The 26,355-nt window shown below is 64.7% G+C and carries 30 protein-coding genes; 22 read left to right on the top strand and 8 right to left on the bottom strand.

Annotation, left to right across the window (positions count from 1 at the left end; genetic code table 11):
• Positions 1-100: 100 nt before the first annotated feature.
• Positions 101-256: a hypothetical protein gene (locus tag CK230_RS05260; RefSeq protein ID WP_095816126.1), complete on the bottom strand. Its 156-nt coding sequence runs from the start codon at positions 254-256 to the stop codon at positions 101-103.
• 392 nt (positions 257-648) lie between these two features.
• Between CK230_RS05260 and cysS the strand changes: the two genes are divergently transcribed.
• From cysS to CK230_RS05205, 9 genes are all read left to right on the top strand, one after another.
• Positions 649-2,100, top strand: a complete 1,452-nt coding sequence (cysS, locus tag CK230_RS05255; RefSeq protein ID WP_095816125.1) for a cysteine--tRNA ligase — start codon at positions 649-651, stop codon at positions 2,098-2,100.
• 250 nt (positions 2,101-2,350) lie between these two features.
• Complete coding sequence (locus CK230_RS05245; RefSeq protein ID WP_245429828.1) at positions 2,351-2,701, top strand: endonuclease domain-containing protein; 351 nt, start codon at positions 2,351-2,353, stop codon at positions 2,699-2,701.
• Entirely contained in the window at positions 2,698-3,084 is a 387-nt protein-coding gene (locus CK230_RS05240) for a VOC family protein (protein ID WP_095816122.1), read from the top strand. Before CK230_RS05245 ends, CK230_RS05240 begins: the two co-directional genes overlap by 4 nt.
• Before the next feature lie 33 nt (positions 3,085-3,117).
• Positions 3,118-3,609, top strand: coding sequence for a GFA family protein (locus CK230_RS05235; RefSeq protein WP_095816121.1), 492 nt, complete (start codon positions 3,118-3,120; stop codon positions 3,607-3,609).
• The gene (locus tag CK230_RS05230; protein WP_095816435.1) at positions 3,606-4,082 is read left to right on the top strand and encodes a GFA family protein; all 477 of its coding nucleotides are present in this window, start codon (positions 3,606-3,608) and stop codon (positions 4,080-4,082) included. The genes CK230_RS05235 and CK230_RS05230 overlap by 4 nt, the downstream gene beginning before the upstream one ends.
• A complete protein-coding gene (gene pip / locus CK230_RS05225; protein WP_095816120.1) occupies positions 4,079-5,047 on the top strand; it encodes a prolyl aminopeptidase in 969 nt (322 codons plus the stop codon). The genes CK230_RS05230 and pip overlap by 4 nt, the downstream gene beginning before the upstream one ends.
• A 197-nt stretch (positions 5,048-5,244) precedes the next feature.
• Positions 5,245-6,861, top strand: coding sequence for a citramalate synthase (gene cimA, locus CK230_RS05215; RefSeq protein ID WP_095816434.1), 1,617 nt, complete (start codon positions 5,245-5,247; stop codon positions 6,859-6,861).
• Positions 6,862-7,172: 311 nt separating this feature from the next.
• The gene (rarD, locus tag CK230_RS05210) at positions 7,173-8,099 is read left to right on the top strand and encodes an EamA family transporter RarD (RefSeq protein ID WP_095816119.1); all 927 of its coding nucleotides are present in this window, start codon (positions 7,173-7,175) and stop codon (positions 8,097-8,099) included.
• Between the two features lie 57 nt (positions 8,100-8,156).
• Positions 8,157-8,843: a glutathione S-transferase family protein gene (locus tag CK230_RS05205; protein WP_095816118.1), complete on the top strand. Its 687-nt coding sequence runs from the start codon at positions 8,157-8,159 to the stop codon at positions 8,841-8,843.
• A gap of 11 nt (positions 8,844-8,854) precedes the next feature.
• On the opposite strand, the gene CK230_RS05200 is transcribed toward CK230_RS05205, so the two are convergent.
• Complete coding sequence (locus CK230_RS05200; protein ID WP_095816117.1) at positions 8,855-9,850, bottom strand: transporter; 996 nt, start codon at positions 9,848-9,850, stop codon at positions 8,855-8,857.
• Positions 9,851-10,138: 288 nt separating this feature from the next.
• Between CK230_RS05200 and CK230_RS05195 the strand changes: the two genes are divergently transcribed.
• The 3 genes from CK230_RS05195 (at position 10,139) to CK230_RS05185 (ending at position 12,334) form a co-directional block, all read left to right on the top strand.
• Positions 10,139-11,110 carry an MBL fold metallo-hydrolase gene (locus CK230_RS05195; RefSeq protein WP_095816116.1) on the top strand — a complete coding sequence of 324 codons (972 nt, stop codon included), beginning with the start codon at positions 10,139-10,141 and terminating at the stop codon, positions 11,108-11,110.
• A 37-nt stretch (positions 11,111-11,147) separates the two neighbouring features.
• Complete coding sequence (locus CK230_RS05190; protein WP_095816115.1) at positions 11,148-11,609, top strand: tetratricopeptide repeat protein; 462 nt, start codon at positions 11,148-11,150, stop codon at positions 11,607-11,609.
• Positions 11,610-11,851: 242 nt separating this feature from the next.
• Positions 11,852-12,334 (top strand): DoxX family protein, encoded by a 483-nt coding sequence (locus CK230_RS05185; protein WP_095816114.1) that lies wholly within the window; start codon positions 11,852-11,854, stop codon positions 12,332-12,334.
• A gap of 15 nt (positions 12,335-12,349) precedes the next feature.
• On the opposite strand, the gene CK230_RS05180 is transcribed toward CK230_RS05185, so the two are convergent.
• Both CK230_RS05180 and CK230_RS05175 read right to left on the bottom strand, forming a co-directional pair.
• The gene (locus tag CK230_RS05180; RefSeq protein WP_095816113.1) at positions 12,350-13,132 is read right to left on the bottom strand and encodes a glucose 1-dehydrogenase; all 783 of its coding nucleotides are present in this window, start codon (positions 13,130-13,132) and stop codon (positions 12,350-12,352) included.
• The gene (locus tag CK230_RS05175; protein ID WP_095816112.1) at positions 13,119-14,150 is read right to left on the bottom strand and encodes an L-idonate 5-dehydrogenase; all 1,032 of its coding nucleotides are present in this window, start codon (positions 14,148-14,150) and stop codon (positions 13,119-13,121) included. The genes CK230_RS05180 and CK230_RS05175 overlap by 14 nt, the downstream gene beginning before the upstream one ends.
• Before the next feature lie 182 nt (positions 14,151-14,332).
• Between CK230_RS05175 and CK230_RS05170 the strand changes: the two genes are divergently transcribed.
• A complete protein-coding gene (locus CK230_RS05170) occupies positions 14,333-15,049 on the top strand; it encodes a FadR/GntR family transcriptional regulator (protein ID WP_095816111.1) in 717 nt (238 codons plus the stop codon).
• A gap of 235 nt (positions 15,050-15,284) precedes the next feature.
• Positions 15,285-15,467 (top strand): hypothetical protein, encoded by a 183-nt coding sequence (locus CK230_RS05165; protein ID WP_095816110.1) that lies wholly within the window; start codon positions 15,285-15,287, stop codon positions 15,465-15,467.
• A gap of 233 nt (positions 15,468-15,700) precedes the next feature.
• On the opposite strand, the gene CK230_RS05160 is transcribed toward CK230_RS05165, so the two are convergent.
• Positions 15,701-16,471, bottom strand: coding sequence for a pyrroline-5-carboxylate reductase (locus CK230_RS05160; protein ID WP_095816109.1), 771 nt, complete (start codon positions 16,469-16,471; stop codon positions 15,701-15,703).
• A gap of 183 nt (positions 16,472-16,654) precedes the next feature.
• Here CK230_RS05160 and CK230_RS05155 point away from each other — a divergent pair, with 183 nt between their 5' ends.
• Positions 16,655-17,029 (top strand): hypothetical protein, encoded by a 375-nt coding sequence (locus CK230_RS05155; RefSeq protein WP_095816108.1) that lies wholly within the window; start codon positions 16,655-16,657, stop codon positions 17,027-17,029.
• A 64-nt stretch (positions 17,030-17,093) separates the two neighbouring features.
• Entirely contained in the window at positions 17,094-17,945 is an 852-nt protein-coding gene (locus CK230_RS05150) for a hypothetical protein (protein ID WP_095816107.1), read from the top strand.
• Positions 17,946-17,986: 41 nt separating this feature from the next.
• On the opposite strand, the gene CK230_RS05145 is transcribed toward CK230_RS05150, so the two are convergent.
• Positions 17,987-18,277: a muconolactone Delta-isomerase family protein gene (locus tag CK230_RS05145; protein WP_095816106.1), complete on the bottom strand. Its 291-nt coding sequence runs from the start codon at positions 18,275-18,277 to the stop codon at positions 17,987-17,989.
• 116 nt (positions 18,278-18,393) lie between these two features.
• Between CK230_RS05145 and CK230_RS05140 the strand changes: the two genes are divergently transcribed.
• Positions 18,394-19,284: a LysR substrate-binding domain-containing protein gene (locus tag CK230_RS05140; protein ID WP_095816105.1), complete on the top strand. Its 891-nt coding sequence runs from the start codon at positions 18,394-18,396 to the stop codon at positions 19,282-19,284.
• An 89-nt stretch (positions 19,285-19,373) separates the two neighbouring features.
• Here CK230_RS05140 and CK230_RS05135 read toward each other — a convergent pair whose 3' ends face one another.
• Positions 19,374-19,985 (bottom strand): TIGR00730 family Rossman fold protein, encoded by a 612-nt coding sequence (locus tag CK230_RS05135; RefSeq protein WP_095816104.1) that lies wholly within the window; start codon positions 19,983-19,985, stop codon positions 19,374-19,376.
• A gap of 120 nt (positions 19,986-20,105) precedes the next feature.
• Between CK230_RS05135 and CK230_RS05130 the strand changes: the two genes are divergently transcribed.
• The 4 genes from CK230_RS05130 to CK230_RS05115 all read left to right on the top strand — a co-directional run bounded on the left by CK230_RS05130 (position 20,106) and on the right by CK230_RS05115 (position 24,595).
• A complete protein-coding gene (locus CK230_RS05130) occupies positions 20,106-21,548 on the top strand; it encodes a LysM peptidoglycan-binding domain-containing protein (protein WP_095816103.1) in 1,443 nt (480 codons plus the stop codon).
• A gap of 239 nt (positions 21,549-21,787) precedes the next feature.
• A complete protein-coding gene (locus CK230_RS05125) occupies positions 21,788-22,117 on the top strand; it encodes a metalloregulator ArsR/SmtB family transcription factor (RefSeq protein ID WP_095816102.1) in 330 nt (109 codons plus the stop codon).
• The gene (locus tag CK230_RS05120) at positions 22,117-24,000 is read left to right on the top strand and encodes an ABC transporter ATP-binding protein/permease (RefSeq protein ID WP_095816101.1); all 1,884 of its coding nucleotides are present in this window, start codon (positions 22,117-22,119) and stop codon (positions 23,998-24,000) included. The genes CK230_RS05125 and CK230_RS05120 overlap by 1 nt, the downstream gene beginning before the upstream one ends.
• A 253-nt stretch (positions 24,001-24,253) precedes the next feature.
• Positions 24,254-24,595 carry an antibiotic biosynthesis monooxygenase gene (locus CK230_RS05115; RefSeq protein WP_095816100.1) on the top strand — a complete coding sequence of 114 codons (342 nt, stop codon included), beginning with the start codon at positions 24,254-24,256 and terminating at the stop codon, positions 24,593-24,595.
• On the opposite strand, the gene CK230_RS05110 is transcribed toward CK230_RS05115, so the two are convergent.
• Positions 24,574-25,464 carry an SMP-30/gluconolactonase/LRE family protein gene (locus CK230_RS05110; protein ID WP_095816099.1) on the bottom strand — a complete coding sequence of 297 codons (891 nt, stop codon included), beginning with the start codon at positions 25,462-25,464 and terminating at the stop codon, positions 24,574-24,576. The genes CK230_RS05115 and CK230_RS05110 overlap by 22 nt on opposite strands.
• Before the next feature lie 189 nt (positions 25,465-25,653).
• Here CK230_RS05110 and CK230_RS05105 point away from each other — a divergent pair, with 189 nt between their 5' ends.
• Positions 25,654-26,352, top strand: a complete 699-nt coding sequence (locus CK230_RS05105; RefSeq protein WP_095816098.1) for a phosphatidylserine decarboxylase — start codon at positions 25,654-25,656, stop codon at positions 26,350-26,352.
• Positions 26,353-26,355 lie beyond the last annotated feature (3 nt).

Raw genomic sequence — 26,355 nt, 5'->3', positions numbered from 1 at the left:
TGCTTGCCCGAAAGGCTGCTTTGGGGCCTTCATCTCCAGGGCGCTTGTGGCGCCCTCATCACCGGCGTCCCATCGTCGGGACCGTGCCGGTCGTGCCTTCTTAGGCAGCGCGCGGCGAAACGATCTTCTGCGCGGGCTTCTTCTTCTTCGCTGTGTGGAGGAGGGCGGCGACGATGGCCGCCGGGCCGATCGCGCGGTAGTGGTTGGCCAGCGCGGGCTGCGTTTGTCGGTTCTGTTCCTGCTTGTTGCGAGCCATGGTTCTCTTCCCTGGTAACGGTTTCGTGTTCAGCGTTTGCGGGTCGATTCGGACCAAATCGTGACACCGGGCGGTCTAGCCGGCGAATGTTTCATCACTGTGCCGACATGTTTAATAAAATGTTTCGCCTCGTCTTTACCTGTGATCCAACGACATCTTTCCTAAGCCGAGCGACTTGACGGCAACACCCGCCAGCGCGATAAAGCCGGCCATGAAAACGTCTTTCGCCATTTGTGGCATTTGCGTTATTGGCTAGCCTCGCGCTGGTCCGGACGTTTTCGCCTCATCTTTCCCCAGATCGGAAAAAACGCCCCGGCCAGCAGGCTGGAGTCCGTTTTGCGCCGTGGCGCAGGCAAGGCTCCATCCAAATCTAAGGGATCGGAAGGGCACGCATGTCTGACGCATCGAAGGGCCTCAGCCTCTACAACACGCTGACGCGGACGCAGGAACCTTTCGTTCCGATCGACCCGCAAAATGTGCGCATGTATGTCTGCGGCCCGACCGTTTACGACTTTGCCCATATCGGCAATGCCAGGCCGGCGATCGTCTTCGACGTGCTTTTCCGCCTGTTGCGCCAACTCTACGGCGAACAGCACGTTACGTATGTGCGCAACATCACGGATGTCGACGACAAGATAAATCTTAGGGCGCTGCGAGACTTCGGCGGCGAGATCGCGGCCGGCAAGCTGTCGCTCAATGACGCCATCCGCAAGGTCACCGAAAAAACCGCCGACCAGTACCATAAGGATGTCGCGGCGCTCGGCTGCCTGCAGCCGACCTTCGAGCCGCGGGCCACCGAGTTCGTCGCGCCCCGCGCCGACGGCAAGGCCGACATGCTGTCGCTGATCCGCCAGCTGATCGAGCGCGGCCATGCCTATGTCGCCGGCGGCGAGGTGCTGTTCGACACCGCATCGATGCCGGACTATGGCGAGCTCTCGAAGCGCAATCTCGACGAGCAGCAGGCGGGCGCGCGCATCGCCGTCGACGCGCACAAGAAGAACCCCGGCGATTTCGTGTTGTGGAAACTGTCGAGCCCGGAAGAGCCCGGCTGGGAAAGCCCGTGGGGCAGGGGCCGGCCCGGCTGGCACATCGAATGCTCGGCCATGTCTGCCGCCTATCTTGGCGAGGTCTTCGACATCCATGGCGGCGGGCTGGACCTGATCTTCCCGCACCACGAGAACGAGATCGCCCAGTCCCGCTGCGCCCACGGCACCAAGGTCATGGCCAATGTCTGGATGCACAACGGCTTCCTGCAGGTCGAAGGCCAGAAGATGTCGAAGAGCCTCGGCAATTTTTTCTCCATCCATGAGCTGCTGGAGACCGAGACTTTCGGCGGTAGGAAATGGCCTGGCGAGGTGCTCAGGCTGGCGATGCTGATGACGCATTACCGCGAGCCGATCGACTTTTCCGTGCGCAAGCTGGAGGAAGCGGAAAACACGCTGCGCAAATGGAAGCGCGCCGCCGATCTTGCGCCTGTGGCCGCGAAGCACCTGCCGGTCGAGGTGGTGGAAGCGCTATCCGACGACCTCGCCACCTACACCGCCTTCCAGCGGCTGACGCAGCTGGCCGGTGAGGCGGTCGAGGCTGGCGGCGATGTCGGGAACGGCGCAGCCGCTTCGCTGAAGGCGGCGCTGGCCTTCCTCGGCTTCGATGTCGGCGCGGCCAAGGTGGACGAGGATGCGGTGGCCAAGGCAATCGCGGATCGGCTCGCGCTGATCGCCGCCAAGAACTGGGCGGAGGCGGATCGCATCCGGGACGAGCTATTGGCTCAGGGCGTGCAGTTGAAGGACGGCAAGGATCCCGTCACCGGGGCGCGCGTGACGACGTGGGAGATCAAGCGGTGAGGGTGGTTGCCCCCATGCGGGAGAGGTTGGAGCGAGGCCCCCCTCTCTGTCCTGCCGGGCATCTCCCCCTCAAGGGGGGAGATTGGATGTCACGCGGACTTTCGCCAATCGCCGACGTGGCAGATGAGATGCCGTCGGCGAAGCTGCTGATCTCCCCCCTTGAGGGGGAGATGCCCGGCAGGGCAGAGAGGGGGGCCTCGCGATGACTCATCACCGGATATCTCCTGTCAACCGCGGCAATGCGCGCAAGATGCGCAAGGCGATGACAGACGCCGAATTGAAGCTCTGGAATGAGGTCCGCGCCGATAGGCTGATGGGAATGGCGTTTAGGCGTCAGATGCCCATAGCTGGCTACATCGTCGATTTTGCCTGCCCCAAGAAGAAGCTGATCGTCGAGCTGGACGGCTCGCAACATGCTTCGCCTGAAAACTCGGCGTCTGACGCTGCGCGAACCGCCACCATCGAGGCGCTCGGCTGGACCATCCTGCGCTTCTGGAACGACGACGTGATCCGCGATATCGACAATGTCTGCCAGCACATCGTCATCGTGGCCGGCCTGGCCGATGCGCCCGCGCCACCAAGGGAGGAGCTCGTCATATGATCGATCATCTCGGCATCACCGTATCCGATTTCGACGCGTCGAAATCCTTCTACGACAAGGCCATGGCGCCGCTCGGCGCTTCGCTGCTCTACATAGTGCCGCAGGAATATACCGGCGGCGACAAGGTCGGCGGCTATGGCCGCGATCGACCGGTGTTCTGGGTGAGCGCCGGCAAGGAGAAGCCGAAGGACCATCAGCACATCGCCTTCACCGCGCGCAGCCGCGCCGAGGTCGACGCCTTCCATGCGGCAGCGCTTGCCGCCGGCGGCAGGGATAATGGCGGGCCGGGCCTGCGTCCGCATTATCACCCCAACTATTACGGCGCCTTCGTCTTCGATCCCGACGGCAACAATGTCGAGGCTGTCTGCCATGAACCGGAGTGAGCCCCTAAAGCAGCCCATGAAACGGAGTGAGCGATGAGCCTCGACAACAGGCCGGTCTACACCGGCGGCTGCCAATGCGGCGCCGTGCGCTTCCGCGTCGAAGGCGCGCTGGGCGAGGCGTCGATCTGCCATTGCCGCATGTGCCAGAAGGCGAGCGGCAATTTCTATCTGCCGCTGGTGTCGGTGCGCGGCGCCATGCTCGACTGGACGCGCGGTGAGCCGAAGCGCTTCCGTTCGTCCAACGCCGCCTGGCGCGGCTTCTGCGCCGAATGCGGCACGCCGCTGACTTTCGAGGCGCCCGACGGTATCGCGCTGGCGATCGCTGCTTTCGACGATCCGACCGGCATCGCGCCCACCATCCAGTGGGGGACGGAAGCGAAGCTCCCCTATGTCGACGGCATCCCGAAGCTGCCGTCCGAGGACACGATGGCCGATATCGGCTCTGCGCCTTACCTTGCCGAGCTCGTCTCCTATCAGCATCCAGACCACGACACCGACCAATGGCCGCCGGAGGAAAGACCATGACCGATCAAGTTCGAACCGGCGGCTGCCAGTGCGGCGCCGTGCGTTTCCGCGTGCACGGCAAGCTCGGACGCCCGTCCATCTGCCATTGCCGCATGTGCCAGAAACAGTTCGGCAATTTCTTCGGCGCGCTCGTGACGGTGCCGAAGGACGGGGTCGAATGGACCCATGAGGAGCCGAGCTATTTCCAGTCCTCGGTCAACATCGACCGCGGCTTCTGCGCCCGCTGCGGCACGCCGCTGACCTATCGCCAGCCCGGCGCGCTGGAGATTGCCATCGGCGCCTTCGACGACCGCTCCGATCTCGCGCCGCAGATCCAGGTCAACTACGCGGTTCGCCTGCCCTGGGTGGAGAAGATCTTCGAGGCGCCGACCCTCGACGATCCCGATTTCTATCGGCGGCAGGAGCAGATCATCTCCTTCCAGCACCCCGACCACGAGACGGCCAACTGGCCGCAGCAAGGCTTGAAACTATGACGATCCACAGCGGTACGTTGCGCACGCTCTATCCCGAAATCGAGCCGTTCGAGTCAGGTATGCTCGATGTCGGCGACGGCCATAGGGTCTATTGGGAGCGCTGCGGCACCAGGGGCGCCAAGCCTGCCGTATTCCTGCATGGCGGTCCGGGCGGCACCATCTCGCCAAAGCACCGGCGGCTGTTCGACCCGAAGCTCTACGACGTCATCCTGTTCGACCAGCGCGGCTGCGGGAAATCGACGCCCAACGCCTCGCTCGAGGCCAACACCACCTGGCATCTCGTAGCCGACATCGAGCGCCTGCGCGAGATGGCCGGCTTCGACAAATGGCTGGTCTTCGGCGGTTCCTGGGGTTCGACGCTGGCGCTCGCCTATGCGCAGACGCATCCCGAGCGCGTCAGTGAGCTCATCGTGCGCGGCATCTATACGCTGACCCGCGCCGAGCTCGAATGGTATTATCAGTTCGGCGTCTCGGAGATGTTTCCCGACAAATGGGAGCGGTTCCTGGCGCCGATCCCCGAGGCCGAGCGCGGCGACATGATGGCCGCTTATCGCAAGCGGCTGGTCGGCTCCGACCCCAAGGCGCAGATCGAGGCCGCTCGCACGTGGAGCATCTGGGAGGGCGAGACGATCACGCTGCTTCCCGAACCCGAGACCAGCGACCCGTTCGCCCAGGACGACTACGCCGTCGCCTTCGCGCGTATCGAGAACCACTACTTCGTCCATGCCGGCTGGCTGGAGGAAGGGCAGCTTCTGCGCGACGCCTGGAAGCTCAAGGACATTCCCGGCACCATCGTCCACGGCCGCTACGACATGCCATGCCCGGCGAAATATGCCTGGGCGCTGCACAAGGCCTGGCCGAAAGCGGATTTCCACCTCATCGAAGGGGCAGGGCACGCCTATTCCGAGCCAGGGATTCTCGATCGGCTGATCCGGGCGACGGATCGGTTTGCGGGGAAGAACTAGTCGATGTACGGCGTTCCGTCACACCCCCCTCTGTCCTGCCGGCCATCTCCCCCGCAAGGGGGGAGATTGGCTGTCGCCTTCGCTTTCGCCAATCGCCGACGTTGCAGGACGAGCTCCGTCGGCAAAGCTGCTGATCTCCCCCCTTGCGGGGGAGATGTCCGGCAGGACAGAGGGGGGTGCTCAAGCGCCTTGCCACGATGAAAAAACAAAGACTGTTCCTTTTCGACACCACGCTGCGCGACGGCCAGCAGACGCCGGGCATCGACTTCTCCGTCGAGGACAAGATCGCGATCGCCAGGCTGCTCGACACGTTCGGCATGGATTATGTCGAGGGCGGCTATCCCGGCGCGAACCCGACCGATACCGCCTTCTTCCAGCAGAAGCGGACGGAGAGCGCCAAATTCATCGCCTTCGGCATGACCAAGCGGGCAGGGGTCTCGGCCTCCAACGATCCGGGGCTGGCGGCGCTGGTGCAATCGAAGTCGGATGCCATCTGCTTTGTCGCCAAGAGCTGGGACTATCATGTCCGCGTCGCGCTCGGCTGCACGAATGAGGAGAACCTGGAATCGATCAAGGCCTCGGTCGAGACGGCGGTCGCCGCCGGCAAGGAAGCCATGGTCGACTGCGAGCATTTCTTCGACGGTTTCAAGGCCAATCCGGATTACGCGCTGGCCTGCGCCAAGAAGGCTCACGATGCTGGCGCGCGCTGGGTGGTGCTGTGCGACACCAATGGCGGCACGCAGCCTTCGGAAGTGCGCGCGATCGTCGCGAAGGTGATCGCCGGCGGCATCCCCGGCGACCATCTCGGCATCCACGCCCATGACGACACCGGCCAGGCGGTCGCCAATTCGCTCGCCGCCGTCGAGGCCGGCGTGCGTCAGATCCAGGGCACGCTGAACGGCATCGGCGAACGCTGCGGCAACGCCAATCTGATCACCATCATTCCGACGCTTTCGCTGAAGCCTGCCTTCGCCGACCGTTTCGAAACCGGCATTTCGGCCGAAGCGCTGACCGGCATCTCGCGGCTCTCCCGCGCCTTCGACGAATTGCTCAACCGCGCGCCGGAAGCGCAGGCACCTTATGTCGGTTCCTCCGCCTTCGCCACCAAGGCCGGCATCCATGCCTCGGCTCTGGCCAAGGAGCCGGCGACTTATGAACATGTGCCGCCGGAAGCCGTCGGCAACCGCCGCCGCGTTATGGTCTCGGACCAGGGCGGCAAGGCCAACTTCCTCGCCGAGCTGAAGCGGCGCGGGATCGATGTACCGAAGGACGACAACCGGCTCGACTCCCTGATCGCGGTGGTCAAGGAGCGCGAGGCCGAGGGCTATGCCTATGAAGGCGCCGACGCGTCCTTCGAGCTGCTGGCGCGAAAAATGCTACACGGCCTGCCGGAGTTCTTCAACGTCACCTCCTTCCGCTGCATGGTCGAGCGCCGTTTCGACGCCAACGGCAATCTGAAGACCGTCTCCGAGGCGATCGTGAAGGTCGAGGTCGACGGCGAGGAGAAGATGTCGGTGGCCGAAGGCCACGGCCCGGTCAACGCGCTCGACATCGCGCTGCGCAAGGACCTCGGCAAATACCAGAGCGAGATCGTCGACCTCGAACTGGCCGACTTCAAGGTGCGTATCCTCAATGGCGGCACCGAGGCCATCACGCGTGTTCTGATCGAATCGCATGATTCCACCGGCGCCCGCTGGTGGACGGTCGGCGTTTCGGAAAACATCATCGACGCTTCCTTCCAGGCGCTGATGGATTCGATCATCTACAAACTGATGAAGAACCGCGAGATGGCGGGATTGGTGGCGGCGGAGTAGGGCTCCTTCCTCGCCCCCGCTAAGCGGGGGAGAGGTGGCCCGGCGAAGCCGGGACGGAGCGGGGGACGCCCTCCGCGAAGCCAGAGTCGATGCAAGAGAGGATGCGAGGCTTGTCACAAAGACACTTATCCCGAAGCGGTAATTGTCAATCGCCGCGCTGACCCCTCTCCGTCCCGGCTTCGCCGGGCCACCTCTCCCCACTGCGTGGGGCGAGGAACTTGCGTAGCGTCTTGAACCATCACGAAAAGTCCGTTGATCCATCATAATTTTGTGATGGTCTTGGGCGATCCGCTGGGCCATAGCGTCGGGCCATGGTCACCGCTACAGCCGATCTCGATCAAGACGCCAAGGGCCGCCGCGGCTTCCTTCTGGCGCTTGGCGCCTATTTCCTTTGGGGACTGCTGCCCTTCTATATGAAGGCGGTGGCGCATCTGCCGCTTGCCGAGGTGATCGCCAACCGCGTCGTCTGGTCGGTGCCGATCGCGGCGGCGGTGCTCATCTGGGCCGGCCGCACCGCCGACTTCAAGGCGGCGATCCGCTCGCCCAAAAGCCTTGCCATGGCGGCGCTGACGGCGGTGCTGATCTCGGTCAACTGGGGCATCTATGTCTGGGCGATCGCGGTCGATCGCACTGTCGAGACCGCGCTGGGCTATTACATCAACCCGCTGGTCAACGTCGTCGTCGGTGCCGTGCTGCTCGGCGAGCGGCTCGACCGGCTGCAGATCGCGGCTGTTGCGCTGGCCGCGATCGCGGTGACGGTGCTGACCGTCGAGGCAGGCAAATTACCCTGGGTATCGCTGGCGCTCGCCTTCTCCTTCGCCGCCTACGGCTTCTTCCGCAAGACGCTGCCGATCGGCCCGAGCCAGGGGTTCCTGCTCGAGGTGCTTTTGCTGTCGATGCCGGCGCTCTGCTACATCGTCTACCTGATCGCCACCGGCCAGGATCATCTGATCTCCAGCACCGGTTCCGACACGGCCCTGCTGATCGGCTGCGGTCCCATCACCGCCGTGCCGCTGCTGCTGTTTGCCTTCGGTGCCAGGCTGCTGCGCCTGTCCACCATCGGCATCATGCAATATATCGCGCCGACCATGGTATTCCTGATCGCCGTGCTGATCTTCGACGAGCCGTTCGGAACCACGCAGGCCATCGCCTTCGCGCTGATCTGGATGGCGCTGGCGATGTACAGCTGGTCGATGTTCAGAGGTCGCGAGGTTCGCCCGGCGGCGCCTGCGAGATAAGCAAAAGTGCGAGACGGTTTTCCGTCCGCAACCGCGTCGAACAGAGGAGGACATCCGATGTACGTTCTGCATATCGGCAACAAGAACTATTCGTCATGGTCGCTGCGCCCATGGCTGCTGATGCGCGTCCTCGATATTCCCTTCGAGGAGCGGCTGACGCCATTCCCGGCCGCGCCGAGTTTCGACCTCTACAGGCAGTTTTCGCCCAACGGTCGCGTGCCCTGCCTGGTCGATGACGGCTGGGCGGTCTGGGATTCACTTTCGATCGTTGAGTATCTTGCCGAACGCCATCCGGGCGTTTGGCCGGCGGACGCGAAGGCGCGCGCCTGGGCGCGCTCGGCCGCCGCCGAGATGCATTCGAGCTTCACCGCGCTGCGCAACGACTGCCCGATGAGTTGTGGCGTGCGTGTCGAGCCATTGCCGATGTCCGCCTCGCTGAAGCACGACCTCTTTCGCATGGGAGACTTGTGGAACGACGGCCTTGCGCGTTTCGGGGGGCCGTTCCTGGCCGGCGACCGCTTTGGCGCCGTCGATGCCTTCTTCGCTCCCGTCGCGTTCCGGGCGCAGTCCTATGGCCTGACTTTCGACGGCTCGGCCGCTGCCTACCCACAGCGGCTGCTCGACCTGCCGGCCATGCGCGAATGGTACGCGGCCGGCCTGGCCGAGACATGGCGTGAGCCCGGCCACGAAGCCGAAGTCGCTGCCGCGGGCACGATCGTCGTGGATCTGCGGGCAACCGCGTAGTCCCGATTGCTTCAGACGCGCCCCAGCCGCCGGACGATCTTGTAAACGATGCCGGCGATGACGACCGAGATCGCGGTCACCACCCAAAAGCCGTGCGGCGTGTCGACCAGTGGCAGCCCGCCGACATTCATGCCGAACAGGCCGGAGATGATGGTCGTCGGCAACAGCACCGCCGTCATGACGGAGAGGATATAGAGCAGCTGGTTCGACTGCTCGGTGAGCTTGGCCATCAGCTCGTCCTGCAACAGGCGCGTTCGCGCCTGCAACTGCTCGCCGTCGTGATGCAGCGTATGCGCCCGGAGCGAGAGACGTGTGGCCATGTCGTTGATCGTGTCCGGCAGCTCGTTGCGATGCGAGTGGTCGAGGTGGCGGAAAAGGTTGGTGAGCGTGGCCATCTGCCGGTGGATCAGCACCAGCTGCCGGCGCGCGTCGACCAGCGCCTGGCGCTCATTGTGCCATGCATCGCACACGATGCGGTCCTCGATGCCGTCGAGCGTGTCGCCCATCTTGTCGAGCTCGACCGCCATGCCGTCGAGCGACTGGCCCATCACCGCCTCGATCAGCTCGGCTGGCGTGCGGAATTTCCTCGTGCCGCTCTCCACCAGCTTGCGGATCCTGTCGACCGATTCCAGCGGCTGCTTGCGGGCGCCGACCAGCATCCTGTCGTTGAAGGCGAAGCGGAAATGCGTGAGCCCGCGCGCCTCGGCGAAATCGTGCCTGAGGTCGGGCAGGTCGCCATAGAGGAAGTCATCCTCGAAGTCGATCTGGCAGCCATGGCTGGGCGACAGGAAGGCCTCGCGCACCGGCGCCGGCAAGGCCTGCTCCGCGCCGATCTCCCGGCGGGCGCGCATGTCGGTGATCTGGTAGCTGCGCCAGCTCCAATGCGCCTCGGCTGGATCCGTGGTGCGGGAACCGTCGGCCTTGAAATGGTAGATGAAGAACAGCCCGTGCTCGTCCGGCAGGTAGGGCGAGAGATCAGTGCCTTCGGCGGGGAGGGCGATGTTCATGGCGGGCTTCGCCGGCTCTTGATGCGGTCGGGTCGCGGGGGCGGCCAGCGCTCCTTCTAGCACGTGCCGTCGGCCCGCGTGTGACAGTCAGATGACGGCCGATGCGCTGCCGGCCCCCGCGCCGATTCCGTGCCCCCAAAAAAATTCTTCCGCGCCCCGGGAATAAAGCCGGGGCCTTCCGGGTCTTGGCGGTAGTGAGGCGAACCTTCCCGGGCCTCGCGCCGCCAGTCCGCAGGGTGCCCTTTCCAGGGAACCACCGCTGCACGCAGCCACTAGAGGAGATTTCTGATGTTCAACATGACACGCCGCATGGTGCTCGGATCCGCCGCCGCCACTGCCGCCTTCGGCATTGCCGGCAAGCTGGAATTCGTGCCCGCGGCTCACGCCGAAACCCCGGTCGAGCCGCTGGTCGGCTTCTACAAATACAAGGTCGGCTCGCTCGAGGTCACCGCCGTCTATGACGGCATTTGGCGGAAGCCGCACGACCCGGCCTTCATCAAGGACGTGTCGGTCGACGACACCAAGGCGGCGCTCGCCCAGGCGGGGCTGACCACCGAGTTCATGCCGATCCCGCTCACCGTCGTCGTGCTCAAGATGAACGGCCGCACCATCATGATGGACGCCGGCTCGGGCGTCGGCCAATGGCAGGCCAACGCCACGCATCTGCCGGCCAACATGAAGGCCGCCGGCATCGACTACAAGGCGATCGACACCATTCTGATCTCGCATTTCCATCCGGACCATGTCTGGGGCCTGATGGAGAAGGGCACCAACGATCCGGTGTTCCCGAATGCCGAGATGATCGTCAACGCCACCGAGTACAATTGGTGGACGGATCCGAGCCGCCTCGCCAAGTTGCCGGAGGGCCGCAAGCCCGCGGGCAAGCGCATCGCCGAGAACTTCCCGAAATGGAAGAATTGGAAGCTGGTCGACGACGGCGCGGAAGTGGTGCCAGGCATCCGCCTCATGGCCGCGCCCGGCCACACGCCTGGACATTCCGTCTATCATGTCGATGCCGGCGCCGAGCAGTTCCTCGTCTCGGCCGACACCATGTACGTGCCGGCGCTGCTTGCCCCGCATCCCGAATGGCAGGGCGCCTACGACCAGGACGGGCCGATGGCGATCGCCACGCGCCACCGGATCATCGACCAGGTGATCGCCGACAATGTCCGCATCTGCGGCTCGCATTTCCCATTCCCCGGCACAGGCAGCTTCGTCAAGGACGGCAACGCCTACGCCTTCACCCCCACCGAGATCTGACTTTGAATCGGATCCTGAACAGAAAGCGACAACTCCCATGAAACACTTAATTTTCGCGGTGCTCGGCGCCATTGCGGTCCTGGCCGCGGCCCCCATCGCCATCGCCGTTCCGGCCTATGCGGTGGATGACATCGAAGGCGCCGATGCGCCCGACCTGACGGCCGTGAAGGCCAAGATCGACGCCAAGGACTATCAAAGCGCGCTGGCCGATCTGCGCGACCTCGCGCAGGACACCCAGCAGGCCGACGTCTACAATCTGCTCGGCTTCACGCTGCGCAAGACCGGCGACTACCAGACCTCGCTGACCTACTACACCAAGGCGCTGGAGCTTAAGCCCGACCACAAGGCCGCGCATGAATATCTGGGCGAGCTCTATGTCGAGACCGGCGACATGGCCAAGGCGAACGAGCAGCTCGCCTCGCTGGAGAAGCTGTGCCCGTCGGGCTGCGAGGAGCTTTCCGACCTCAAGCAGGCCATCGACACCAAGGTGACGAAGTAAAGCCGCCTGTTTCCTCGCCCCCACAAAGTGGGGGAGAGGTGGCCGCGAAGCGGCCGGAGAGGGGGCCTGGCGCTGACCTCTCCTTTCAGTGCCAACATTTTGGGCGCACGGCGGTAGCGCCCGAAAACCGGAGCCGGCGTTTCTCTCCCTCGCGCCGGCTCCGACCTTTCAACGTCGAGCGCGCCGGCACACGTCCACCGGGACGTGCGGCGCCCGCCTGTTTCCAAAGATTGGAACCGACGATGACACCGATCGAACTTGCCGAAAAGCTGCACGCCAAAGACGTCGTCCTGCTGGCCGGCCGACTGCTCCTGTCTCTGATCTTCGTGCATGAGGGACTGCAACTGGCGACGCATTTCGAGGGCGCTCAGAAGGCCATGGCCGCGCTTGGCGTCGGCACGCCGCTGCTCATCGCCACCATCCTGCTGCAGCTCGGCGCCGGCTTGTCGGTGGCGCTCGGCGTCCTGGCGCGACTGGGCGCGATCGGGCTCGGCCTGTTCTGCCTGATGACAGCCGGTCTCTTCCACACCAATTTCACCAGCCAGAACGAGCTGCTGCATTTTGAGAAGGACCTCGCCATTGCCGGCGGGATGTTCATCCTGGCGCTCAGCGGGGCCGGCAGGCTTTCGGTGGAAAGGGTGCTGACCGGGTTCTCGAAGGACACCAAGATCGATCCGCCCATCGAGCAGCATCTGTTGGTGGGGGAGACAAGCTTGCCGGTTTGACTGTTGCCTATGAGGCTACAACACGCTCGTGATCCCGCCATCCACCAGCAGCGTCTGCCCCGTCACGAAGCTTGCCGCATCCGACGCCAGGAACACGGCAGCACCCGCCAGTTCCTCGACATCCCCCCAGCGCCGCATCGGCGTGCGGCCGCTGAGCCAGGTCGAGAATTTTTCGTCGGCGACCAACGCTGCATTCAGCTCGGTCTTGAAATAGCCGGGGGCAATGGCGTTGACGCGCACGCCGTGCTGTCCCCATTCGCCGGCCATCGATTTGGTCAGCATGGTGATGGCCCCCTTGCTCGCCGCGTAAGGCGCGATCGAGGGGCGGGCGAGCGCGCTCTGCACCGACGAGACGTTGATGATGACGCCCTTGCGGCGTTGGATCATGCCCTTCACCGCGGCGCGGCTGACCTTGAACACGCCGTCGAGATTGGTCGCCATTAGCGCGTCCCAGTCGGCGTCGGAAAAAGTCTCGAGCGGCGCGCGGCGCTGGATGCCGGCATTGTTGATAAGGATATCGATCGGCCCGGTGCCGGCTTCCGAAGCCGCGATCGCCGCATCAACCGACTGGGTGTCGGTGACGTCGATCACGGATTCCGCGACCGTGTGGCCTTCCGCACGCAGCCTGTCGCCGGCAGCGTTCAGCTCCTCCATCTTGCGGCCGCCGAGCGTGACGCGCGCGCCGGCGGCGGCCAGCGCCTCCGCGAAGGCGAGGCCCAACCCGCGGCTGGCGCCGGTGACGAAGGCATGCCTGCCTTCGAGGCCGAAGAGACGGCCGAGATAATCAGTCGAACGCAATTTGCACCTTCATCGATTGCGATTTGTCGCTGGCCAGATCGAAGGCTTTTCGAGCCTCGGCTAGCGGCAAAGTGTTGCTGAGCAGCGGCGCGACGTCGATGCGGCCGGAGCCGATCAGGTCGACCGCAAGCGCAAATTCGGTGTCGAAACGGAAGCTGCCTTTCACCTGGATCTCCTTGGTGACGATGATCGACATGGAAAGCTCCGCCGTCGCGCCCTGGCCCACGGTCACCAGCGTGCCGCGCGGCTTGATGATAGGCAAGGCGCTGGCCACTGTCGCGCCCTGGCCGGCGGCCTCGAAGACGACGTCGAAATACCCTTTGTTGGCGGCGTAGCTGTCCATCGCCTCGGCATGTGTGGCGACATTGATCGTGCGGTCGGCGCCGGCCTTGGCGGCATATTGCAGCGGCCTGTCCTGCACGTCGGTGACGACCACTTCGCGCGCGCCGGCAAAGCGCGCCGCGAGCACCAGCAGCGTGCCGATCGGTCCGGCGCCCATGATCAGCACGCGGCTGCCATAGACCGGCGCTTGGGCCACCGCATGCAGCGTCACGGCGAGAGGCTCGGCGAAGGCGCCGGCGGTAGGATCGGAGCCCTTCGCCAGCGGCACGGCGTTTTCGGCGCGGCAGACCAGATGCTCGGCAAAGCCGCCCTGCACATGCGGCGTGCGCATCGCAGACCCGAGGAAGCGCATGTCGAGGCAATGGATCGGCTGTCCGGCGCGGCAGAAGGCGCACACGCCGCAAGGATTGGCCGGATTGACGGCGACCGCCGTGCCCACCGCCGGCCCGGAAACGCCGGCGCCGAGCGCCTCGACGCGGCCGGCGATCTCGTGGCCGAGGATCATAGGCTCCTTCATGCGCACGGTGCCGAAGCCGCCATGGCGGAAATAATGTAGGTCGGAGCCGCAGATGCCGCCGCGCGCGATGCGCATCAGCACCTCGCCGGGGCCGGGCTCCGGCGTCGTGCGCTCCTCGACGTTGAGGTCGAGCGGCTGGCGTAGCACCACAGCCCGCATGGAGGATGTTGGCGACAAACCGGCTCTCCGCTGCTCCGCTCTAATTTTCTCTTCCCGCAGCTAACAGGAAAGCCGCGGCGGCTTCAACTGCATTTATCTGACAAATCAGATGATATGGACAGACGCGGCTCGGTGAGGTAACACCGACCGGTTGTTGGCAGGCTAAAAACGGGCCGGGACAAATGGCAGGCAACCAGACCGCGTCGGTGACAGACGAGATAACCAACAGTCTCGGCCGCGAGATTCTCGGCGGGCTGTTTCCGCCCGGCGCGACGCTGCTCGGCGAGGAAGAGATCTGCACCCGCTTCGGCGCCAGCCGAAGTGCGGCGCGCGAAGCGGTGAAGATCCTGTGGGCCAAAGGCCTGCTGCTCACCCGCCCGCGGCGCGGCTCGCGCATCCGCCCGCTGAAGGACTGGAATTTTTTGGACCCTTCCGTGCTGGGTTGGCTGCGCGCCAGCGCCACACCTCGCCACTTCATCATCGAGCTTCTGGAAGTGCGGTTGGGCTTCGAATGCGAGGCAGCGGCCCTTGCCGCGAGTCGCAACAACCCGGACGAGATCGCGGCCATCCGCAAGGCCTTCGAAGCGATGCGCGCCGCGTCCTGCGGCCAGGGCGATCCGGTCCTGTCGGACGCCGCTTTCCATGAAGCGGTGCTTGCCGCCACCGGCAACCGCTTCTTCCTGCCGCTCTCGGCGCTGATCCACACCGCGCTGCAATATAGCGTGCCGACCACCAACGCGCTGTTCGGTCACCCGGTGGGCGATCTCGACGCGCATGGCAAGGTGCTGAAAGCGATCGAGGCCGGCGACCCCGCCGGGGCCCGCAAGGCCATGCACGACATGCTGTGTGAGGTGCTCGCCCGCGTGCGCACGGCTGTCGAATTGACCGGCGCGGCCTGAGCCTGCAAGGCCGGAACGGCTACCGTCCCGGCCTGCTTTCATCATTGGCTAGTGTAGATAGCCGAGGAGCCAAAGAATAAGGATGATGGGCAACGGAATCCCGATAAGCCAAAGCAATCCGCCTCGCAGCATGACGATCTCCAAAGATTGTTGTCGTGTCTGAGGCAACGCTAATGCAGTGGCTTGGTTCCGATGCGGGAATCTGTTGAGGTTGCTGCAGCGGACGGAGGGACCAATGCTTAAATGGGGTGTCATCCTGGGTGCGATCGGCTTTCTCGGCGGTTTCGTCGGTCCGGTCATCTTCACGCCGGAAGCAAATCAGGGTCCGCTGCTTGGCATCTTCATCACAGGCCCGCTCGGCTTCATTCTCGGGCTGATGGTCGGCTTTGTTCTGCGGATGCTGCCGGAGCGGCGCTAGAGCAGTTCCAGGAAAAGTGTGATCGGTTTTCCGTCCGGAACTGCGTAAAAACAAAGAGATAGAGCGCTTCGCCGTTTCCGTGAAACGGTGAAACGCTCTAGACTGGCGGATAGGCACGCTTTCGCGAGAATCTCTCCGGCAATCCCCAGGCGACTTGCTGGCCATGGTCCGTGTAGGAGCACGCCGCTTTCGACCGTAACGGTGCGCTGCGGCTTGCTCCGGCGGAGCGACGACTACTTCCCCACAATACGCTGGTGAACGCTGCCGAGGCTCTCCGCGAAGGCTTCGAAGGTGCCACACTCGGTCAGCTCGCGCAGCACCTGCTCGTTGATCCCACCGCGCGTCGCATAGTCCTGCGCAAGATGCATGAAATCGTCATTCGGCGCCGTGTCCGGCGCGTTGGCCAGCGCCTTGTAGATGCTGGTGATGTAGTCGCGTGCCTTGTCGCCCGGCACACCCTGGCCGCGCACCCAGGCATGGATCGTGTCGAGATATTTGAAATAGCTGGCATAGGTCGCGGTGACGACGCTGAGCGCGTCGAACTCGCCCTGGTCCTCGACCTCGATCACACCGCCCAGCCTGCCGAAGAACCCCGCCACGATCGGGTCCGGCGGGCAGATAAGCGTCGCGCCCTGCAGGCGCGCGATCATCGGCATGGGCAGGGCCTTGCTCACATGCGCCGCCGGCGCCACGAGGCCGGCGATCTCCTCGCGCGACATGGTGGCGATCAGGCTGATGACGTGATGGTCCGGCCGGAACCGCAGTTCCTTCAGCACCTCGCGCGCGATCTGCGGCCGTACCGCCAGCATGACCGTGTCGCACTGGTCGAGCACCGCCTGATTGTCTGCGGCGATGCGCACATCCGGGTAGCGAGCGGCAAGCTCGGCGGCGATCGCCTCGTTGCGCGGCGAGACCACCACTGGCGTCGTCTCGCCCGGTAGCGACTTCAGCCCGGTGACGATGGCCGAGCTCAGCGCGCCCGTGCCGACAAAGCCAAGTTTCATTGAGTTTCTCACCCGCGTCCGTCTTCGATCGCCGCCGACAATAGCGACGGTTTCGTTGCCGGCAAGGGGAGGGCGGTTTTGGCCAAGCTGCGCCCGGAGCGCTTCGAAAGACAGGTCGTTGCCGTTACGTACAATTAAGGCCGAACCAGTACATTCCGCCGCATCCGATAGGGGAATGTGGCCATGAGCCAGCGCGCGTTCATCACCCTGCTCATCCTGCTGGCGCTGCTCGTCGCGCTCTCGGCGACGTCCTTTCCAGGCGCGATGATCGGCATCCTGTTCGGCATCACCATCGCCTTCTTCGTCGCCGGGCCGGCTATGCTGCTCGGCAAGGTGCTCGAGAACAACGGCATCGCGATATCCGGCCAGACGGCGCTGTGGCTGCTGGCCGGCTTCTACGCGCTGCTCATCCTTGCCGCTGCATTCCAGATCTGGCGCCGGCTTCAGCGTCAGGAGCCCGACCAGGCGCGATCCGCGGGGCTGCGGCTGGCGCTGCTGGTCGCGTTGCCGATGATGGCCTGGTTGTCGGTGAACGCGATGCAGGACGCCTGGCCGTAAGCCACTAGGCTCCGGCCCGACAAACTGGCAGGATGACCCGACCACCGCGATTGGGGGCGATCGCATGACCTTGCTGCAATTTCCGGTCACCGGCGAACAGGTCTCAAACGAGGAGACGGAAGAAGTCATCCGCGAGGCGGAACCGCATCGCGGCCTGGTCCGCTACCGCCCCGATGGCGGCGAGCTTTTCATCCATACCAGGGTGAACATGGCGCTGCTGCGCGCCGCCGCGTCGATGCCGATCCTGCGCCTGAAGATTACACCCCGGCCAAACGAATTGATGCCGCGCGATGGGCTGCTGACGCCCAAAGGGTCGCAGCGCAACTATGCTTTTCTGGAAAAGCTCTGCGAGGATCTGGTCGCCGCAAACTGCCCGGCCTGCTTTATCGCCGAGCAGCATGGCGAGGGCCGCCGCGACTTCTACTTCACGACCGAGGAAATCGCTGGTTTCGAACAGATAGCCGGCAGGGTCGCCGAGGCGCTGGCCTTTCCGCTCGCCGTGGAACGGCATTCGCTTGCCGCGTTGGCGCCGCTCATTCTTCCGACCGAAGCGATCGGCGATCTCGGACTGGAAATCGCGGCGGACACCCGCATCCGGCCGACGCGCTTCGAGTTCTGGGGCGCTGAGCCGTCTCTGGCAAAGCTGCGCGCCGCGCTCGAAAAGCGTGGCTATCGCTTCCTTGGCATGGAAATAGTCTCGCACGAGCTCAGGATGGCGAAGGACGTGCCGATCGATGGTGAGGGATTCCGCGCCGTGCTGAAGGAAATCGTTCCCTTGGCCCGCTCGCTCCGATGCAGCTATTGCGGCACGGAGACCGTCGAGGGCCTGGATCAGTTCCTGCTCACCCGCCCGCTGCCCGAGCGCTATGGCGGCGCGCGCCCAGGACTTTTCGGCCGTCTCTTCGGTCGCGGATAGGCGCTGCCAGGAAGGCGGCGGCAGCTAATGCTGCCGTTGCCTCACCGCTTCGGTCCAAAACCCGGGTAAGGGTTGAGCGGCACGATCGCCGTTATGTCCATCATGCCGGCCTCGATCAGCGGCAGCGTGGCGAGATGGCCGCGCACTTCCTTCTCTTCGGCCGCCTCGAACATGATGCCCGTGCCGGGGACGTCACCGCGATTCCAGATCTGGCGCACCGCGCCTTGCACGTAGAGCGTCTTGCGCTGTTCGGACTCCGGCGGGAGCAACGGCGCGAAATCGGCGTCGCTGAATTTCTGGGTGTTGCGGGTGAGCAGGGCAAAGAACTGCATGGCGGTCTCCTTTGGGCTGGTTGATTGCTGGAGATATCGCGCTAGCTGGCCAGACTGTCTAAGACTGATTAGGCTACAGTTCAGACCTTCATGGTCTTAATCCGGAGGGCGAAAAAATGCTCGACCTGCGCCAGATCAGATATTTCGTCGCCGTCGCCGAGGCCGGCAATGTCGGCCGCGCCGCCGAGCAACTGCACATTTCGCAGTCGCCCTTGAGCCGGCAGATCATGCAGCTCGAGGAGCAGCTCGGCGTCACTTTGTTCGAGCGGGTGAAACAGCGCGTCCATCTCAACGCCGAGGGCAGGGCCTTCCTCGCTGAGGCGCGCGCCTTGCTTGCCAACGCGGCGCGGCTGGAAGAGCTCGGCCGCAACCTCGCCAGCGGAGCCGCGGGCAGCCTCGCCATCGGCTATGTCGAGGGCGCGGTGCATTCGGGGCTGGTCGCTAAGATGCTGCGGGATTTTCGCCACGAGCGCCCGCATTTCCACCTTCAACTGCGCAGCCGCCGAACGGCGGCGCAATTTGAGGATCTGCGGCAGCGCGTGCTCGATCTCGGCTTCGTCTATTCCCCGGTGCTTGAGGGCGATCCCGACCTTGAAAGCATGCTGGTGCGGCGCGAGCCGCTGGTGCTGGCAATGCCGGAGGGCGACCCGCTCGCCGATGTCGCCGACATTACGCCCGGCCTGCTCGACGGCCGCGTCTGGATCACGGTCGTGCGCCAGCCCGGCGACACCAACCGGGCGCAGTTCCTGGCGGCCTGCGCCGAATCGGGCTTCATGCCCGACATCGCCTATGAGACGGCCGACCCGTTGACCTCGCTCGGCCTGGTCGGCACCGGCCTCGGCCTCGCCACGGTCCAGGCAAGCCTGCGAAGCGCAGCCCCTCCCGGCGTGATCTTCCGCGACCTGCCCTGGTTCAAGCGCAGCGTGTCAATCCATCTCGCCTGGCGGCGCAATGACCGGCGGTCGGTGATTGGGGATTTGAGGAGGGCGGTGAGTGGTGAATGGTGAATAGTCAGTAGTCAGTAGTCAGTAGTGAGTAGTTAGCAGTCGACAGACTTCGATCTGCGATGCACCCATTTCACTATTCACTATTCACTCTACATCTTGTCTATCACCGACTGCACGCCTTCCGTCGGCGCGTCGACGGACGAGCCCGCCACCATGATGGCGGCGACGATCGCTTCCGGGTCGTTGACCACCAGCGGCTTCACGCGATGCGCGGTGTGGATGAAGCCTTCCTCCGACATATGCTCGATCAGCGACAGCATCGGGTCCCAGAATCCCTTGACGTTGGCGAAGACGATCGGCTTGCGGTGATGGCCGAGCTGCGCCCAGGTCATGATCTCGACGATCTCCTCCACCGTGCCGATGCCGCCCGGCAGCGCCACAAAGGCGTCGGATTTTTCGAACATGCTGTGCTTGCGCTCGTGCATGTTGTCGGTGATCAGCAATTCGTCGAGCTTGTCGAGCGCGGTCTCGGTCGCTTCTCTGTTGATCAGGAAGCGCGGGATGATGCCGGTGACCTTGCCGCCGGCCTTGAGCGCGCCATCGGCGACGGCGCCCATGATGCCCTTGGTGCCGCCGCCATAGATGAGGCGCAACCCGGATTTGGCAAGCGAGCGGCCAAGCGTGTGGCCGGCCTTGATATAGGCCTCGTCGCGGCCCGGAGACGAGCCGCAATAGACGCAGACGGATCGAATCGTGTTCATGGCGATGATTGGTTATAGGGACGGTCGGCGGGGTCAAGCCCGCGGGCGGGCTTTTTCTTGTCGGACTCAGGAAAACACGCTAGACCGGGCGTTAGGTGGCTAAGGGGGCAATATAAAGTTATGGCTATCAATCCTTCGAAGGCGTTTTTGTTCGCGGCGGGCGGCGTTGTCGTCGTCGCGGCGGTCGCCTACGGGTCGGGCGCGCTCGACCCTTACATCAACAACCAGAAGCCGGCGCAGGTCGCGGCGCTGCCGCAGACCGATGCAAAACCGGCTGAATCCTCGAGCACGAGTACAGAGGGGCGCGTGCCCCAGGCTCCGGCCAACACGATGGCGCCGGCCAACAACGCCATGGCACCGGCCGCCCAGGCGCCCGCAGCCGCGGCCGGTCCGACGCTGCCGACCTTCGATGTCGTGCGCGTCGAAAGCAATGGCTCGATCGTCGTCGCCGGCAGCGCCGCGCCCAACGCCAAGGTCGAGATCCTGAATGGCGGCACGGTGCTCGGCTCGACCGATTCCGGCCCCGACGGCGCCTTCGCCATCGTGCTCGACGATCCGCTGAAGCCGGGCGACTATACGATCACGCTGCGCCAGACGGTGGGCGGCACGGCCATCGCCTCGGCTCAGACCGCTGTCGTCTCGGTGCCGCAAAGCCCGACCGGCCAGGTGCTGGCCATGGTCGAGGAGCCCGGCAAGGCCTCGCAACTGATCACCGTGCCGCAGGCCGAGACCAAGCCGGCGGCGCCGGCCGCCACCGGGCAGGCGGCACCGGCAGCCCAGGCCCCCGCATCGACCGCTCCATCAACGACCGCGCCGGCTGCATCCGACACGGCCTCGGCGTCGGCGGAGCCCAAGATCGCCGTCGAAGCGGTCGAGATCGACGGCAGCAAGATCTTCGTCGCCGGCACGGCCGATCCCGGCCGCAAGGTGCGCGCCTATGCCGACGCCATCCTGCTTGGCGATGCGCGGACCTCCGCTGACGGCCATTTCCTGATCGAAGCGACCCGCGACATCCCGGTCGGCAACTACACCATCCATGTCGATGGCCTGGACAGCGACGGCGTCAAGGTCGTCGCTCGCGCCGCTGTGCCGTTCGAGCGCGAGCCTGGCGAGTCGATCGCAGCCGTCGCTCCGAATGAGACGAAGACGGGCGAGGCCAAGCCGGCCGAGACCAAACTCGCCCAGGTCCAGGGTGCCGGATCCCAGGCCGCGGAAGCCAAGCCGGCGGCGACGGCCGAAGCGGCTAAGCCCGCCGAAGCTCCGGCCAAGGTCGCCGAGGCGACGCCGTCGACCGACGTGGCCGAGACGGTCGCGCCGAAGCTCGAACATGCCGACAGCGCCGTCATCATCCGCCGCAACGACACGCTTTGGCGCATCTCGCGCCGCGTCTACGGCCATGGCACGCGCTTCTCGACCATCTATCTCGCCAACAAGGACCAGATCCGCGATCCCGACCGCATCTGGCCCGGCCAGGTATTCAAGGTGCCGTCCAAGTCCAAGGAAGGCGAGGACGCCGATATGAAGGCCATGGGCGAGCAGATGACCACGCCGAAGACGGAATAGGAGCGAGGCGTTTGAGCGCGTAATCTCCCCCCTTGAGGGGGAGATGGCCGCAAAACGGCCAGAGGGGGCCGCCGCGCGTGAAGCGCCGACGTCCCTTACTCACAGCCAGGTAAGCGCTCTACGCGCGGCGATCCCTCTGTCGCCTTCGGCGACATCTCCCCCTCAAGGGGGGAGATTGCTCCCTCTACCCATCCGCCTAGCTTGCCCTCTCGGTATCCATCGTCTATCGCCGATGAACGATGACCGAATCCCCCGAAAGCCGTTGCGCCGACAGCCGCGCCATCGCGCTGCGCCTGGCGGCGCTCTCGCATCCGGCGCGCATCGAGATCCTGAAACATCTCTCGGCCAGCGCCTGCTGCTCGTGCCGTGAGGTGGTCGACCATCTCGATCTCGCCCAATCGACCGTTTCGCAGCACCTGAAGATCCTGGTCGAGGCCGGGCTCGTCCGCTTCGAGGCCGACCGCCAGCGCTCCCGCTACGCGGTCGACCATATCGCGCTCGCGGGCGTCTCCGCCTCGCTCAACCAACCCGTTGCTTCCTGCTGCCCCGCACCCAAAAGGCAAGACTAGTGGCCGAAAAGACCGTATCCGCCGAAGCCGGCACTCTCACGACCCTGCGCAACCTCTGGCCCTATATGTGGCCGGCCGAGCGCGCCGATCTCAGAGCTCGTGTGACCTGGGCGACGCTGCTTCTGGTCGTGGCCAAGCTCACTTTGGTCGCCGGCCCGTATTTCTTCAAATGGGCGACGGATGCGCTGGCTCATGCCTCGAAGACGCCGCCCCCGCTGCCGTCCTTCCTGCTGGCGCCGGTGGCGCTGGTCATCGCCTACAACGTGCTGCGCCTGATCCAGCTCGGCTTCAACCAGTTGCGCGACGCGCTGTTTGCCCGCGTCGGCCAGCATGCGGTGCGTCAGCTCGCCTACCGCACCTTCGTCCACATGCACGAGCTGTCGCTGCGCTTCCACCTCGAGCGTCGCACCGGCGGCCTGTCGCGCATCATCGAGCGCGGCACCAAGGGCATCGAGACGATCGTGCGCTTCATCATGCTGAACACGGCGCCGACCATCCTCGAATTCGCACTGACGGCCGGCATCTTCGCCTTCACCTATGGCTGGAAATATGTCGCGGTCGTCGCCGCCACCGTCTGGCTCTATGTCTGGTTCACCGTCAAGGCCAGCGACTGGCGCATCTCGATCCGCCGCGACATGAATGACAGCGACACCGACGCCAACACCAAGGCAATCGACTCGCTGCTCAACTTCGAGACGGTCAAATATTTCACCAATGAGCGCATGGAGGCCGAGCGCTTCGACCGCTCGATGGCGCGCTATGAGATCGCCGCGACCAAGACCTGGACCTCGCTCGGCTGGCTGAACTTCGGCCAAGGGGTCATCTTCGGCGTCGGGACCGTCGTCGTCATGTGCATGTCGGCGCTGGAAGTGCAGGCCGGCACGCAGAGCGTTGGCGACTTCGTCTTCATCAACGCCATGCTGATCCAGCTTTCGGTGCCGCTCAATTTTATCGGCTTCATCTACCGCGAAATCCGGCAGGGGCTGACCGACATCGAGCACATGTTCGACCTGCTCGACGTGCCCCAGGAGATCGTCGATAAGCCGGACGCCACGCCGCTCAAGGTCGGCCCCGGCAAGGTCGAGTTCCGCGACGTGCATTTCTCTTACGATCTGAACCGCAAGATCCTGAAGGGCGTCTCCTTCGAGGTGCCCGCCGGCAAGACGGTGGCGATCGTCGGCCCGTCAGGCGCCGGCAAGTCGACCATTTCCAGGCTTCTGTTCCGCTTCTACGACGTGCAGGGCGGCCAGGTGATGATCGACGGCCAGGACATCCGCGACGTCACCCAGGAGAGCCTGCGCGCCGTGCTTGGCATGGTGCCGCAGGACACCGTGCTCTTCAACGACACCATCGCCTACAACATCCGCTACGGCCGCGTCGGCGCGCGCGAGGAGGAAGTGCGCAAGGCCGCCGAGCTCGCGCAGATCGGCCCGTTCATCGACAAGCTGCCCGATGGCTACCGCTCGATGGTTGGCGAACGCGGGCTGAAGCTCTCCGGCGGCGAGAAGCAGCGCGTGGCGATCGCCCGCACCATCCTCAAGGCGCCGCCGATCCTCATGCTCGACGAGGCGACCTCGGCGCTGGATACCCAGACCGAGCAGGAAATCCAGGCCGCGCTCGACCTTGTCAGCAAGGGGCGCACCACCATCGTTATCGCCCACCGGCTGTCGACGGTGATCTCGGCCGACGAGATCATCGTGCTGAAGGACGGCCAGATCGCCGAGCGCGGCACCCATGCCGCGCTCCTCGCCAGGCACGGCCTCTACGCCTCAATGTGGGACCGCCAGCGCGAGGCGACCGAAGCCGAAGAGCGCCTGCGCATCGCGCGCGAGAGCGACGAGCTGGGGGTCATTGTGCGCAGAAGAACAGCGGAGGTGAGCTAGCGCCGACTTCTCCTTCTCCCCTTGTGGGAGAAGGTGTCGCCGAAGGCGACGGATGAGGGGTGCTCCAGCGGAGTGAGACGCTGGCATTCCCTGGAGCACCCCTCATCCGTCTCGGCGCTGACGCGCCGATCCACCTTCTCCCACAAGGGGAGAAGGGAAGATGAAAATCCCCCTTGACCTCAACCTATCTTGAGCTTGCAAACCGTCTCCGAGCCACCTGCGAGGCAACCTTCCAAATCGGAGACAGATCGAAATGAGCATCAACAATCACCACACCGGCAGCGTGTTCCGGGTCGACAAATTCGTCGTGCCGGCCGAGGCGCGCGACGAAATCCTGAGCAGAGTCTTCATGACGCATGAATTGCTGCGCCGGCAGGAAGGCTTCGTGCAGGATTTCCTGCTCGAACAATTCTCCGGCCCCGGCGAGTTCAACATCGTCACCATGGTCGAGTGGGAAAGCCAGGAGGCCATCGACAGAGTGGTGCCGATCGTCAAGGCAGCGCATGAGCACATCGCCTTCAGCGCGCAGGAAACCATCGCGCGGCTCGGCGTCAAGGCCGACATCGCGAACTATCAGCGCGTGCCGGAGGTGTAAGAAGGCCATCCGGCTCCCGGCGCGGATACGGCGATGCTCAGCACCTGACCGGTGCGGGCATCGCTCACCATGTTTTCGAAACCGCGCCATTCGGCGGCGAGGACGAACAGCGTCCTGCCGTCGGCTCCACCCAGCATGCAGGCAAAGCAACCGCGATCGACCTCGACCTGGTCGATCTTCTCGCCGCCTTGGCGCAGCCTGATACAGTGCCGGTTCGGCACATCGGCATACCAGACGCAACCTTCGGCATCGATGCAGATGCCGTCGGGATAGTCGTTGCCGAGGTCGGCCCAGACGCGCCGCTTGGAAAGGCCGCCGTGTTCGCCAATATCGAAAGCGGTCAGCCGCCTGGCGTGGGATTCGGCAACGATCAGCGTCCGGTTGTCCGGCGTTACCGCCATGCCGTTGGCGAAGGCGATATCCTCGGCGACCTGCCGAACCGAGCCGTCCGGCTTGATCAGCACGATCGTGCCCGGTCCGAAATGCTCGCCCGGCGCCGCCGCAGGCCCGCCGCCATTGACGTAGATGTTGCCGCGCCCGTCGACGACGATTTCATTCCAGGGGTTTTTCGACAGCCCTCGGAGATCGGCATGAGTGGCAAGCGTTCCATCCGCTTCCTGCCTGAGCAGAAGCCCCTCCCGCCCGGATACGACAAGCAATCGTCCATCCGGCAGCCAGTCGATCGAATAGGGCAGGACGGCCGGCACCGTGAGCATGACCTCGCTTGTGCCGTCCTCGTCCACGGCGACGACCTCGCCAGTGCCCCAGTTGCAGAGCCAGAGCCGGCCATCATGCCAGCGCGGTGACTCGCCGAAGGCAAGGCCCTCGGTGATGAGATTGGCTTTCCTGATGCTGTTCGACGACGACATTGGCAGGCTCCGTGGCCGGGTTATCCAACCTTAGGACGGATGAGATGGCCGGGTTCCTACAGCCTTGTTGAAAGTCGCGGCTATCATCGCCGTGCCCGCCCCTCCGACTCTTCCCATTGTTGCGTTGCGGGGAGGGGGGCTTTCGGCTATTGAGGCGCAACCTGAAACAGGGACTTGCCCTTGAGCCCTATGACGCTTCTCGACTCGGTCAAGAATACGTTCGTTCCGATCCACCGCGAAGGTTATCCCTTCATCGCCGCCTTCGCCGCGGCGACGCTGTTTCTCGGCTATTTCTCCTCGGTCCTGTTCTGGATCGGGCTGATCCTCACCGCCTGGTGCATCTATTTCTACCGCGACCCCGAGCGCGTCACGCCGGTGGACGACCGGCTGGTGGTGAGCCCGGCCGACGGCGTGATCTCGGCGGTGGGCCCCGCCGTGCCGCCGGGCGAGCTTGGCCTGGGCCCGGGCGAAATGACCCGCATTTCGGTGTTCATGAACGTGTTTTCCTGCCACATCAACCGCGCTCCGGTGCGTGGCCGGATCATCCGCATCGAGCATAAGCCCGGCAAATTCCTCAATGCCGAGCTCGACAAGGCAAGCTCCGAGAACGAGCGCAACGGGCTGGTTATCGACAGCCCCAACGGCACGATTGCCGCCGTGCAGATCGCCGGGCTGGTGGCGCGCCGCATCGTCTGCTGGGCCGAGCCCGGCGGCTCGATCGCCATCGGCGAGCGTTTCGGCCTGATCCGCTTCGGCTCGCGCGTCGATGTCTTCCTGCCGTCGAACGCTGTGCCGCGCGTCGCGGTCGGCCAGACAGCGGTTGGCGGCGAGACCGTGCTCGCCGAATTCGGCGGCACGGCGGTCACGCCCCTGGTCAGGGTGTCCTGAGCG

Origin of the sequence: Mesorhizobium sp. WSM3859, assembly GCF_002295065.1 — a bacterium.
GTDB lineage: Bacteria > Pseudomonadota > Alphaproteobacteria > Rhizobiales > Rhizobiaceae > Mesorhizobium.
Note: the sequence above shows the minus strand (reverse complement) of the source record. Positions and strands in the feature narration are given on the sequence as shown.